Annotated in this window: 15 protein-coding genes; 5 read left to right on the plus strand and 10 right to left on the minus strand. The window is 45.7% G+C overall.

What is annotated here, in order from left to right; all coding sequences use genetic code 11:
- Nucleotides 1-3: 3 nt before the first annotated feature.
- Nucleotides 4-1014 carry a DUF4435 domain-containing protein gene (locus tag MAE_RS20775; RefSeq protein WP_012267297.1) on the plus strand — a complete coding sequence of 337 codons (1011 nt, stop codon included), beginning with the start codon at nt 4-6 and terminating at the stop codon, nt 1012-1014.
- 67 nt (nt 1015-1081) lie between these two features.
- Here the strand turns inward: MAE_RS20775 and MAE_RS20780 are convergent, their stop codons facing one another.
- From MAE_RS20780 to MAE_RS20820, 9 genes are all read right to left on the minus strand, one after another.
- Nucleotides 1082-1417 carry a ribulose bisphosphate carboxylase small subunit gene (locus MAE_RS20780; RefSeq protein ID WP_002741682.1) on the minus strand — a complete coding sequence of 112 codons (336 nt, stop codon included), beginning with the start codon at nt 1415-1417 and terminating at the stop codon, nt 1082-1084.
- Nucleotides 1418-1432: 15 nt separating this feature from the next.
- Entirely contained in the window at nt 1433-1831 is a 399-nt protein-coding gene (gene rcbX, locus MAE_RS20785) for a RuBisCO chaperone RbcX (protein WP_002732424.1), read from the minus strand.
- Nucleotides 1832-1961: 130 nt separating this feature from the next.
- On the minus strand, nt 1962-3377 hold the full coding sequence (locus MAE_RS20790) for a form I ribulose bisphosphate carboxylase large subunit (protein ID WP_002753365.1): 1416 nt from the start codon (nt 3375-3377) through the stop codon (nt 1962-1964).
- Nucleotides 3378-3928: 551 nt separating this feature from the next.
- On the minus strand, nt 3929-4591 hold the full coding sequence (locus tag MAE_RS20795; protein ID WP_012267298.1) for a carbon dioxide concentrating mechanism protein: 663 nt from the start codon (nt 4589-4591) through the stop codon (nt 3929-3931).
- 131 nt (nt 4592-4722) lie between these two features.
- Complete coding sequence (locus tag MAE_RS20800; RefSeq protein ID WP_012267299.1) at nt 4723-6681, minus strand: ribulose bisphosphate carboxylase small subunit; 1959 nt, start codon at nt 6679-6681, stop codon at nt 4723-4725.
- Between the two features lie 70 nt (nt 6682-6751).
- Complete coding sequence (locus MAE_RS20805) at nt 6752-7063, minus strand: EutN/CcmL family microcompartment protein (protein WP_002759323.1); 312 nt, start codon at nt 7061-7063, stop codon at nt 6752-6754.
- A 32-nt stretch (nt 7064-7095) separates the two neighbouring features.
- A complete protein-coding gene (locus MAE_RS20810; protein WP_002733426.1) occupies nt 7096-7437 on the minus strand; it encodes a carbon dioxide-concentrating mechanism protein CcmK in 342 nt (113 codons plus the stop codon).
- A 66-nt stretch (nt 7438-7503) separates the two neighbouring features.
- Nucleotides 7504-7815 (minus strand): carbon dioxide-concentrating mechanism protein CcmK, encoded by a 312-nt coding sequence (locus MAE_RS20815; protein WP_002734613.1) that lies wholly within the window; start codon nt 7813-7815, stop codon nt 7504-7506.
- A gap of 619 nt (nt 7816-8434) precedes the next feature.
- The gene (locus MAE_RS20820) at nt 8435-8719 is read right to left on the minus strand and encodes a Nif11-like leader peptide family natural product precursor (RefSeq protein WP_002759324.1); all 285 of its coding nucleotides are present in this window, start codon (nt 8717-8719) and stop codon (nt 8435-8437) included.
- Between the two features lie 133 nt (nt 8720-8852).
- Between MAE_RS20820 and MAE_RS33545 the strand changes: the two genes are divergently transcribed.
- From MAE_RS33545 to MAE_RS20835, 3 genes are all read left to right on the plus strand, one after another.
- On the plus strand, nt 8853-9035 hold the full coding sequence (locus MAE_RS33545) for a hypothetical protein (RefSeq protein WP_041804245.1): 183 nt from the start codon (nt 8853-8855) through the stop codon (nt 9033-9035).
- 102 nt (nt 9036-9137) lie between these two features.
- On the plus strand, nt 9138-10478 hold the full coding sequence (gene miaB, locus MAE_RS20830; protein ID WP_002759326.1) for a tRNA (N6-isopentenyl adenosine(37)-C2)-methylthiotransferase MiaB: 1341 nt from the start codon (nt 9138-9140) through the stop codon (nt 10476-10478).
- Nucleotides 10479-10542: 64 nt separating this feature from the next.
- Nucleotides 10543-10929, plus strand: a complete 387-nt coding sequence (locus MAE_RS20835) for a DUF2358 domain-containing protein (protein ID WP_012267302.1) — start codon at nt 10543-10545, stop codon at nt 10927-10929.
- A 9-nt stretch (nt 10930-10938) separates the two neighbouring features.
- Here the strand turns inward: MAE_RS20835 and MAE_RS20840 are convergent, their stop codons facing one another.
- Nucleotides 10939-12351: a slr1306 family protein gene (locus MAE_RS20840; RefSeq protein ID WP_012267303.1), complete on the minus strand. Its 1413-nt coding sequence runs from the start codon at nt 12349-12351 to the stop codon at nt 10939-10941.
- 182 nt (nt 12352-12533) lie between these two features.
- Here MAE_RS20840 and MAE_RS35875 point away from each other — a divergent pair, with 182 nt between their 5' ends.
- Nucleotides 12534-12665, plus strand: a complete 132-nt coding sequence (locus MAE_RS35875) for a hypothetical protein (RefSeq protein WP_269453938.1) — start codon at nt 12534-12536, stop codon at nt 12663-12665.
- Nucleotides 12666-12704 lie beyond the last annotated feature (39 nt).

A 12704-nucleotide genomic window follows, 5' to 3' on the forward strand; every position in this document is an offset into this window, starting at 1 on the left:
TTTATGAACGGATTACAGTTAACTCCTGAAGAATACGTTACTGAAATAATTATGTCACAGGATCGGTTTTTATTGCTAGAAGGAGCCGATGATGAGGATTTTTTTACTATTATTTGTAATCTTTTAAAAAAAAATGAAGCTCAGATTTCAGCAGAAAAATTATATTTATTGAAAAAAATTATTATTGATACTGCGGAGCGAATACAAGGAGAATTAGGAAATAGAGCTAAGATAGAAAAAATCTGTGATTTAGTTGCCCAAGAGCCGCCAGATGTTAACAATAGAGTTTTGGGCTTTGTTGATCGAGAATTTAGAGAATTTGAATGTAGCAATGATTTAAAAGATCATATTAAAACTCATAAAATTAACAAGAGATTAATTTGGAGTAGAGGTCATTCAATTGAAAACTATTTTTTTGAAATATCAACGTTGAGAAAGGCATTCAACGATTATTTAGTCAGTAGTTTTTATCAAGAAGCATTTGAAATTTTTGAATCTAAATTTGAGCATACTCTCAGAATAGCTTGTGCTTTGAGTTTAGCAGGTTCATCAGAAGAGTTAGTTAAGCCTATTGCTAAATCAGTAAATTGGCAGTGTATAGATATCACCTCCACATCTCTGAAAATTGATTTAGAAGAATGGGGTAAGATACTGAATAAAAAACACAAACTAGATCAACTTCGGATTCAAAAGCTATTTAATAAATTTGAAGTCTATTTGAATATGACCAATCAATGTGACATTGAAACCTCAAGATGGTTATCTCATGGACATATAGGATTTAATTTTATGTTTGTTGTTTATAGTAAATGTCTTTATATAACAGCCTCAGACTTATCGGATCCTCGGAAAAATCCTAGTCAAGAAGCCGAGAAAGTTAATCAATATAAAGACACACGCTTCCGCACAGTAGCAAATGCTTGGGTTAGAAATCAATCTGTAGAATTTCAAGGTAATAACCTTAATGATTTTCCAATCAAGTGTTTTTGGATGTTAATCAACGATTTTCAATAACAAATGATAGAAAAAAAGGGAGGTCTAAGAACCCCCCTCAAAAGTTAATAATTAGATGACAGCCAAATTAGTAGCGGCCGGCATTGGGTTTATGAACAATAAAGCTCATGGTTTGACATTGTTTGATGTTGTCAAAAGCGATAACGCGGATGTAGCAATCAGAATACTCGGTGCGGCACTCGCGAACTTCATTAAGAACTTCTTGGGGACCAGAAACAGAGAATAAAGGCAGTTTCCACATCGTCCAATGATAATCCGCGGGTTTGGGATCTTTTTCAAATTCCACAGCAGGAATATAACCCTGATCGATCATGTATTGAATTTGTTTAGCAATTTGTTGATCGGTGAGGGGGGGCAAGTAGGAAAGAGTTTCGTAACGCTTCTCTTTAGGTAAAGTTTTCATGGGTTTCTTGATTCCTTATGGGTTGGGTAGATCATCAACATCGAGATTTAATTCCGATGTCTCTGGTTGACTTATAGCAGTACGGGTGAGACGTTCCAAAAGTTGCCGACGATGTTCGGTATTGTCATTAATAATTCCCGTTTTTACCATCTCTGGCAAGAACTCTAAAACCTGTTCGGCTAGATGTTCTCTTACCGTCATGATCCGCAAAACTAACTCTTTATTCTCAGTCATCAACCCCGCAATATAGGCCTCGCCATCCTGAATGGAATGGCTAGAAGTATAGTGACTCAGCCAAATAGCTAAAGTCGGATTAGTTTCTGACAATTGATCGATAATCGTGCGAACCGCTTGGTAAGTTAGGTAACTTTGTAAGACTTTCGCGGTATCTTGAACAACTTTTTTCGGATACATTTTATACAGTTTTCAGTTATTGGCTAGACAGTTATCAGTGTTGAAATTCTAGCGACTGCTTCCCGATTTTGGGCAAGTCCCCGGCATTATTTTCCACCGATAACTGCTAACAACCTTCTGAAGGGCTGTATTAGAGGGTATCCATAGCCTCGAACTCGAATTTGATTTCTTTCCAGAGTTCGCAAGCGGCAGCCAGTTCAGGACTCCAACGGCAAGCTTCCCGGATAACGTCGTTACCTTCGCGGGCCAAGGAGCGTCCTTCGTTACGAGCTTGGATACAAGCTTCCAGAGCCACACGGTTAGCGGTTGCACCAGGTGCGTTACCCCAGGGGTGGCCGAGGGTTCCACCACCGAACTGTAAGCAGGAATCGTCACCGAAGATTTCCACCAGCGCGGGCATATGCCAAACGTGGATACCACCGGAAGCAACGGGCATTACCCCGGGTAAGGAGGCGTAGTCTTGGGTGAAGAAAATACCACGAGCGCGATCTTCTTCTACATAGTCTTCACGCATCAGGTCAACAAAACCCATCGTGATCCCGCGTTCACCTTCGAGTTTACCGACAACGGTTCCCGAGTGCAGGTGATCACCACCAGAGAGACGTAAGCACTTAGCTAAAACGCGGAAGTGGATACCATGATTTTTCTGACGGTCGATAACCGCGTGCATTGCCCGGTGAATGTGGAGCAGTAACCCTTTGTCGCGGCAGAATTTAGCCAGGGTGGTGTTAGCGGTGAAACCACCGGTGAGGTAGTCGTGCATGATGATGGGGGTTTTGATTTCGGCAGCGAATTCAGCCCGTTGCATCATCTGCTCGCAGGTAGGAGCAGTTACGTTGAGGTAATGTCCTTTAACTTCGTTGGTTTCTGCTTGGGATTTAACGATCGCCTCTTGGACAAAGAGGAAACGATCGCGCCAACGCATGAAGGGTTGAGAGTTAATATTTTCGTCGTCTTTGGTGAAGTCTAAACCACCGCGGAGACATTCATAAACGGCACGACCATAGTTTTTAGCGGAAAGGCCGAGTTTGGGTTTGATGGTGCAACCGAGTAGGGGGCGACCGTATTTGTTTAATTTGTCCCGTTCAACGGTGATACCGTGGGGAGGACCTTGGAAGGTTTTGATTAAAGCGACGGGGAAACGGATATCTTCTAAACGGAGACCGCGTAGAGCTTTGAAACCGAAAACGTTACCAACGATCGAGGTGAGGATGTTGGTGACGGAACCTTCTTCAAATAGATCTAAAGGATAGGCAACGAAACAGAAGAACTGGTTATCTTCGTTGGGTACGGGTTCGATATCATAACAACGACCTTTATAGCGATCGAGGTCGGTTAAGTTATCGGTCCAAACGGTGGTCCAGGTACCTGTGGAAGATTCCGCCGCTACTGCCGCACCTGCTTCTTCCGGAGGAACTCCGGGTTGGGGTGTCACCCGGAAGCAAGCTAGTAGATCGGTATCTTTGGGGGTGTAGTCGGGGGTGTAGTAGGTCAGTCGGTAGTCTTTTACGCCGGCCTGGAAACCTTTGGATTTGGCTTGCACCATTGGGATTATTCCTCCATAAACTGCATGATTAGTCGCACCTGTAAAATCTCGCCGTCAACCGACATAGATTTTTCTTAAGCTCCTTTCCCCTGCTGCCAGGAGCGAAGTTAGGGAGCAATTTTCACTAATGTTTTTTTCAACTGATCATCTTAACACGAACTTTATCCTATTCTGATCATTTTTTTTCCCTATCTCTAAAATTTTGATTGTTTTTTTTTCTCGGGGGGATTAGTTTCTTTAATCTGTCGTCATCTAACTTTGACAATCTCTACAAAAACACAAAAAAATCAACAAAAATTTACCTGATTGACGCACAGAAAATTCTGCTCATCAGGCTTTGAGCGATTAAAACTACTCTTTAATTGAGGAAGATTATCAATAATTACAACCTCAAAAAATTGTCGGCAATCGCTAAATATTAACTGGATTTCTAAGCAATTATACCCAGTACCTAGAGGACAGTTAGACAGCCGTGAACTCTAGATAAATTAGGTCTAATTACTCAGTAATTATTGTTGAGATTTTTGGCTTGTGAACGATTATTTTCCCCTTCAAGAATTATGGTTATTGTTGCCATTAAAACGATGACGTTCTGGAAATAGCGTGACCAATAACTGATTGATATAGACCTTTCCGACCACCGATGCTTGATTCGGTCGGTTAGTAGTAGATGCTTGTTCTCTGGTTTCCGCGGGACTGGCCTCGGCGACCATTTCCTCGCTATCCCAAGGACTGGCCACGGTTTCAGCGACCACTTCCTCCACTGACGGGACTGGGGACACTTGACTGACTACGGGTTCCGGTTCCGGTAAAGGGGGTCTTTCCGGTTCCGATCGGGTCGCTGACACCTCGATGGTAATTTGACGGGAAGTATCCCCGATCAGGGAGCCAGACGGCACGAGTGACATTGCTGCCACAGAAGCATTAAAAATCGTTGTGGTTGACCCAATACAGGCATTTTCACCGATTTCACCCCGACCGACGACGAGAACACCTGTACCTAAAATTGCTCCCGCACCGATAGCAATAACACCCTGATAGGCGGTTAAAATTGTTCCCATACCCAGGCAAGCACCCGCACCGATAATTATTTGGCTATTGGGGGCTGCTCGGAGAATCACCCCCGGAGCCACGATCGCACTCTCATCAATGGTTACATCACCATTGACATAGAATTCCGAGCGGCTAATAGGTTGAACGGGGGGTAAGGACATAATTGACAGTTATTCAGTGATCAGTGATCAGTGACCAGGGGTTAGGGGGTAGGGGTTAGAGTTTCGGGTATTTTTCCCGATCCGCCAACACCTAACACCTATCTCCCTTCACCGATCGCCGAGTCCTGAAATTAAGGGCGTTGAATAATCGATTCGAGAACACGACGTTTCGCTTGGGAGTCAATCCCGATCAGACGAACGTATTCCCCTTGATGGTCGCGCAGACAGGTTTCTAAAGCGGCCACCACATCGGATTCGCGACTGCTCTCGATCGGGGTGCAGCTTTGCCAAGAACCGGTTTTAAAACGACGTTTATCCGCGTGTTCACTGCCAATTTTGTGACCTTGGTTCAATAAAGAACGAATCTGAGCGATCGTTTCCGCCGTTAAGGTACTGGTTAAAGTGGCAGTACCGCCGCCGGAGGAACTGGAAGCAGAGCTTTTGAAACTCGGTTCGGCAACGGTGGCGGTTTTACTGCTGCCATTACTACTCACCGAACCATCGGGACGCTGGATCACCGTTTCTAAAACTCGTTTTTTGGCTTTAGCATCGATACCGAGTAAGCGGACGTATTCGCCGCTATGTTCCCGTAAACAATCTTCCAAAGCAGTAATTACCTCGGATTCGCGATTACTTTCGATCGGGGCGCAACTCTGCCAAGAACTGGTTTTAAACCGGCGTTTATCCGCGTGTTCGGTGCCGATTTTGTAGCCTTGGGCGAGCAGGGAACGAATTTGAGCGATCGTTTCCCCACTTAAGCTACCACTGATGCTATAACTGGCTCCGTTACTAGCGGGGGCGCTGTAGCTGCTGGCTTTGCCGCTGCCGTTACTAGCGGGGGCGCTGCCGGGGCGGTGAATAATCATTTCGACGACGCGTTTTTTCGCTTGCGGGTCGATCCCGATCAGGCGGACGTACTCATCGCTATTTTCAGTCACGATCGCTTCAATATCGCGAATGATGCCCGCTTCGCTCTTGGTTTCGATCGCCGGTCCGGTTAACCAAGAACTGGTTTTAAAACGGCGTTTATCCGCGTGTTCGGTGGCGATTTTCAGTCCTTGGGCCAGCAGGGAACGCACTTGTACGGACAGGTCGGAATGGCCGTTACCGTTGCCATGACCGCCGTGGACGGCGGTGGTGGTGCGGGCCGGTTCTCCCGGGGTGTCTTCGGGGCGCTGGATAATCATTTCCAGTATGCGCCGTTTAGCGGCGGGATCGACTCCGATCAGGCGGACGTATTCGCCTTGCAGGTCTCTCAGGGAGGCTTCTAGGGATTGGGATACCTGTTCTTCGCGGCCGCCGTCGATAAAGCCGGCACTTAACCAAGAACTGGTTTTAAAGCGGCGTTTGTCAGCGTATTCGATGCCGATCTTGTAGCCTTGGGAGAGGAGGGAGCGAACCTGCGCTCGAATGTTTGTATTTAAACTCATAGGTGTCACCGAATTTCTATATAGCGTCTCATTAGCGATGTTTATAGCGGCTGCCGGTGGAGGAGTCGCTGGGCTGTGGGCTTTGACCGGGACGCTGGGGGCGAGGTCGATATCGACAATGTGACGGGTGAAGGCTCGATCGATTTCTGTGACATCGGGTAAGCGGTCGGCCTGTTGTTGGCTGGTGATCACGGAACCGGATGGCACGAATTTCCCGGCGGGGATTTCCACGTCTTGAACGAGGGCGTGCATCATGACGATGCAATCGGCACCAATGCGGGCATTAAAGACGGTGGAGCGAAAACCGATAAAACAGCGATCGCCCACATAGGCAGGCCCGTGAATGAGTGCCATGTGGGTGATACAGCTGCCCCGGCCGATCCACACCGAATATTCTCGGCCGTCATCTCCCACCACACGGCTTTTTTCTAAACCGTGGATGATTGCTCCGTCCTGAATTTTGCTGTCGTCGCCAATGTGAAAGGGGGTTCCTTCATCGGCGCGGATGGAAGTCCCCGGAGCAATCACCACTCGCGCCCCGATCTCGATAGCGCCACTGAGGTTAGAGAAGGTGTGGACTTTGGCACTCTCGTCTATGCGCGTTTCCTCTGGGGATTTGGTCCGCTTTTTCGGACTAGCCGCCGTTGTGCGGACGACCATAGTTAGTCTTCCTCCATACTGAATTTGGCTGGCTGGTTGTTACTTAACTGTGTTTGGGTTCTATCGATGTTTAACCGGATTGACGAAATTCGTCCCTCTTGCTGTAGAGGGTGCGATTTTCTACGGTTATAGTGTCAATAATCCCCACCACCATCGCGTCAAGGGGGCGATTGTTCTGTCCGTCTTCGATACGGGCGGCTCCTCCCCGGGACACTAGCACCCATTCATTAATCCCCGCTCCGACAATATCACCCGCTACTTCGTATTTAGGCAAAAGTTGCCCCTGTGCGTCGATGAATTGCAAAAGCAGAAGTTTCACTCCCGTCATACTGCGCGGTTTCAGGGAGCTAACGACGGTGCCGCAAACTTTGGCAATTTGCATGGAATTTGTTTACACTAAAAGTTAGTTGCGCTCTAGATTCGTCTTAAAGGTTGCGGGTTAACACTTTCACGAAACTGTTCCACGGCTTCTGTATAACGGATGGGAAGAACGTATTCGAGGTTTTCGTGGGGACGGGCGATGATGTGGGTCGAGAGGACTTGACCACCCTTAACACGATTAGATGCCGCTTCTGTCCCCGCCGATACGGAGGCCTGTACTTCCGAAACGTCCCCCCGGACGATGACGGTGACGCGACCACTACCAATTTTTTCGTAACCTACTAGGGTTACGCGGGCGGCTTTCACCATGGCATCAGCCGCCTCGACGACGGCCGGGAAACCCAAGGTTTCCACCATGCCCACTGCAATTGACATAATATTTTTGTCTCCTAATGGTTGGCTTTCTTCGACTCTATAGATGCTGACCCCGATCAACGGTGTTTAATAGCTGCGGAATTGCTCTACTTCTTCGGTGTAGCGAATGGGCAGCACGTATTCGAGGTTTTCGTGGGGACGAGCGATGATATGGGTAGATAGCACTTGTCCTCCGTTAACCCGGTTGGCGTTTTCCACTCCGGCAGCCACAGAAGCTTGCACTTCTGAAACGTCTCCCCGGACGATGACAGTGACGCGACCACTACCGATCTTTTCGTAACCCACTAGAGTCACCCTGGCGGCTTTGACCATGGCATCGGCCGCTTCCACAACGGCGGGAAATCCTAGGGTTTCAATCATTCCTACTGCAATTGGCATTTTTTTGTTCCTCGCTTGTCAAGCCAAACTAAACTATTAATTTTGTTAGCGTTATCAATTTTGTTTCAGTCAAATTCTTTCCTTGTTACTTTTCCTGCTCTAGCTCTGGTGGCAGTCGGGATCGTGGCAAGGTGGGTAAGACCATCCTGAATTTTATCTCGATCGTGACCGTTTTCATCCACTAATTTTATTTTCTAGGGCCGGTTGGTAAAAATTTGACGAGTCAGGCAAAATTATCAACCTAAAAAAAGCATAGGAAACTATGACACCTTTGACAATATAAAACATTATGATTATTTCTCATCTTCAGGTTAACGAAAGTTAATCATTCCTTGACTTCGCCCATCAGCCTCAGCAATTCTCAGGATATCTACAGCTAAAACCTTTGCTATGAGCCGATTTCCGCTTTAAGTTTTCTCTTGGCGGCTTGCTTGTCTCTGCTGGATTTATTGGCAGATAAAAGCCTATTTTCCCTGATTTCGGCTTTTTTATAATTTTTTTATACTATATACGGCTGGGGTGGGGGAGTGGGGAGAAGGGGAGCCTTTTTCAGTGATCAGTAAACAGTGAACAGTAATCAGTGAACTGAAAACTCACATCTGATCACTGATCACTGATTCTAGCGATCGATCTCACCTTCGTAGGGTTGGACACCGATCGAGGGATAATTATCGTGGTTAGGACTGAAAACTTCTAACACTGCATGAGCTAACTTTTGGAAAAAGTCGGGACTCTCGTGCAAGGATTTGAGTGCCGCTTCTAATTCAGGAAGGGAGAAATCGAAGCCTTGCGAGCGAGCTATCTCTAGTAATTGCTGAGGATCTTGGGTTGAGCGCATTTTTTGACCCAATTCTTCGTTTTTAGCGGCTAAGGCGAAAAAGTCGAACACTTGATTTTTAGACATATAAATACTTTTCCTTTGATGATTAAAGGTGTGGCCTCGGCGGCGTGGAGGTTAAACTGCCTAGTATGGTTCATTTTTATCCTACCAGTCAGGAGATATCCTCAAAGCAAAAGTTTCGTTTTTCTTTGCTTGTATGGCTGAGTATGCTTTTTCTGGGGTGTGGGGTGTGGGGTGTGGGGTGTGGGGTGTGGGGTGTGGGGTGTGGGGTGTGGGGTGTGGGGTGTGGGGTGTGGGGTGTGGGGTGTGGGGTGTGGGGTGTGGGGTGTGGGGTGTGGGGACAATAAATAAAAATAATCTCCTGAATCCTGACTCCTGAATCCCGACTCCTGAATCCTGCCGACCGCCGACCGCTTCTTTCAAGTCAGAGAATAAATAGCCTAAAATAGAAACCTGCACTCTTGTTTCTGTAGCCAGCATCATGAATAAGTCCCCACGTCGTTACCATATCACCACCTTTGGTTGTCAGATGAATAAAGCTGACTCCGAACGCATGGCGGGTATTTTAGAAGATTTGGGGTTTCAATGGTCTGAGGATGCCAACGAAGCCGATTTAATCCTCTACAATACCTGTACAATTCGCGATAATGCCGAACAGAAGGTGTATTCCTATCTCGGTAGACAGGCTAAACGCAAACAAACTCAACCCGATCTTACTTTAATTGTCGCTGGCTGCGTGGCCCAACAGGAAGGGGAACAATTATTAAGACGGGTTCCCGAAGTGGATTTAATTATCGGTCCCCAACACGCAAACCGCTTGGGAGACTTATTACAACAAGTTTTTGACGGTTCCCAGGTGGTGGCCACCGAACCCATCCACATCATGGAAGATATCACCAAACCGCGCCGGGATAGTAATATTACCGCTTGGGTGAACGTCATCTATGGTTGCAATGAACGCTGTACCTATTGTGTGGTTCCGGGGGTGCGCGGGGTGGAACAATCTCGCACTCCTGCGGCAATTCGAGCAGAAATGGCACAATTAGGACAACAGGGTTATCAAGAAATCACCCTTTTAGGTCAAAATATCGATGCCTACGGACGGGATTTACCCGGAGTGACGGCAAGCGGCCGACATCTGCACAATTTTACCGATTTACTCTACTACGTTCACGATGTGGCCGGCATTGAACGTCTCCGTTTTGCCACCAGTCACCCCCGCTATTTTACCGAACGTTTGATTAAAGCTTGTCAGGAATTACCTAAAGTTTGTGAACATTTTCATATCCCTTTTCAATCGGGGGATAATGATATCCTCAAGGCCATGAAACGGGGCTATACTCAGGAAAAATACCGACAAATTATTGCTAATATTCGCGATTTAATGCCGGATGCTGCCATTAGTGCCGATGCGATTGTCGGATTCCCCGGAGAAACAGAGGCACAGTTCGAGAATACTTTAAAATTAGTCGATGAGATTGGTTTTGATCAATTAAATACGGCGGCCTATTCTCCCCGTCCCGGAACTCCTGCCGCTATTTGGGATGATCAATTAAGTGAGCAGGTAAAAAGCGATCGCTTACAAAGATTAAATCATTTAGTGGCCACAAAAGCCGCTGAACGTTCCCAAAGATATTTAGGCAGAATTGAGGAAATTTTAGTGGAAGACGTTAACCCTAAAGATGCTAGTCAAGTTATGGGAAGAACTAGAGGCAATCGCTTAACTTTCTTTACGGGAGATATTGAGGAATTGCGAGGCAAATTTGTTAAGGTTAAAATTACCGAAGTCCGTCCCTTTAGTTTGACGGGAGTGATCTTTTAATAGTTCACAGTGACCCCTCAGCAGTGAAAAAAGGCAATAGCTATCGGGAATAATTGGGTACTTTATGGATATTATCGCTATTTTGCAGCAAGATTATCAAAGATTTCCCCTCGATCAAACCTATGACATTTATGCTGATAACGTTTATTTTCAAGACCCTCTCAATCAATTTCGGGGGATTAAACGCTATCGGGAAATGATTGGTTTTATGAGTCAATGGTTCCAAGCTATCAAGATGGATGTCCACGCAATTGAACAGCAGGGAAATATTATTAATACCCGTTGGACATTGCACTGGATAACTCCTTTACCTTGGCGGCCTCGTATCGCTATTTCTGGACGCAGTGAATTAACTCTCGATGACAATAATCTGATTATTTCTCATATCGATTATTGGGATTGTTCGCGCTGGGATGTGCTGCGTCAGCATTTACCTTTTCCCGGTTCTTAACTAGATTTTTTAACCAGAAAATGCCGACCAACGAGCGCTCGTTTGCTTGACAAAATCCTGTAAAAATGCTAGGCGCTGATTTTGTTCCCAGACCTGTTTAACTTTATCCTGCAAACTCGTCCAATTCCAATCATTATTCAGTTGCTCGTTAATTTCCTGTTCTTGGAAATATTCAACTAAACTTAAACCAGCTAAACGAGTTAGATAGGCTGCTCCAATTCCCTGCACTGTACCACCGGCAATATAAGTAATCGCATTTCCCTTGAGAATCGTTCCCAATGCCTGGGTTGTCACCTCTACCATGCCCAATTGTACCATCATTTTCCCCAGGGTAGTCATGGCTGTTTTTGCTTGTTCGAGGGACATTTTTTGTTGATAAATTGCCCCTAAATCCACTAACATTTGAGCGTTAGTGGCTGCCGCTAAAACTAAATCTAGGGCTGCGAGAGGATTAGCAAAAGTGGCAGTAGCGGCTATCCATTGGTATTGTTCGATAACAGGTAAAGCCTTTTTGCGTCGGGATTGATTAAGTAATTGTTTGGTTTCCTTGACTAATTCGAGCGCTTGTCTCCAGATAGTTCCCAGAACTAATTCGGACTTTTCTTGTTCGATAATTTGTCGGAGATGATTGTCTAAAGGAGCGATAACCACGGTTTGGGGTTCCGTCCATTCCTTGATTTCTCCATTGCTTTGATGTTGACGAACTTTTAGGGGTTCGGGGGCAGCGGCTATGGCTAAAATATGATGAGCAGGAATAGTTTCTTTCAGTCTTTGTTTTAGGGAAAGGAGTATTTCTTCTCTGGTTTCGGCGGGTAAGCGATCCTGTTTATTCAGTAACAGGATAACACGCTGGTGCATTCGATCGAATTGCTGGAGGATTTGCCATTCGGAATCGGTTAAATCCCCATTGATCAGATACAAAACTAAGTCGGCTGCTAGGGACTTTTTCTGGTTAGCGGTGGAATCGAAAGTTAGAAGCGGTTCCGTTTCCAGAAAAGCGATAGATTCCCCAAAGTTGCCGCTTTCTAGTAGTTTTTTTAAGGCAGTTTTACCAGTTTTTCTCGCACCGGTAATGGCAATTTTCAGGTCTTGGCGACTAAATTCTTGGTTTAATTGGGTTAAAGTGGTTTTCAGTGGGGTTAAGTCTTGATGGGGGTCTTCTTTGGCCAGATAATTAATTATCTTCTCGGCCTTGCTAATCCCTTGTTTAACCTTTTCTAGACTCAGGGGAGTGGGGGGGGGAAAATCTATTTTCGAGTTGGGTTTTTGCCAAAACCAGATACCGGCACCAAGAGCAATCGCACCGAAAATACCCCAGGAACCAATTTCGCTCAGTGTACTATTGAGACTTTCCCCCAGGGTGAAAGCGATGGTAATGCCTATCCCCGTCACTAAAATCGGTTTACCCAATCTTACCGTCATTTTTCCTCATCCTCGCCAACTGCTCTGATTATTCTAGCTTTTTTGTGCTGGATTTCATCCCAAACTGAACTTTTTAGCCGACAATTCCCGGGAGCATCCCAATTTTGCCATAAGTATAAATGCTTAGAGACTAAAAACGTTAGCTAAGGCAAAATAAAGAGAAACAATTAAACGGTAGAATCATGAATACAGACCAAAAAGAACAACTAGATCAACATTTAAAAGCCATTGCTCAAATTCTAGTCGATAATACCCCAGAAGAACAACTATACTTTGCACGGCTACAACTTGCATTTTTTACTCAAGGACAATAATATAGTTTAAGAGTCATAATTAGAAGCAAAGCACTCATT

The organism is Microcystis aeruginosa NIES-843 (genome assembly GCF_000010625.1).
GTDB classification, from domain to species: Bacteria; Cyanobacteriota; Cyanobacteriia; order Cyanobacteriales; family Microcystaceae; genus Microcystis; species Microcystis aeruginosa.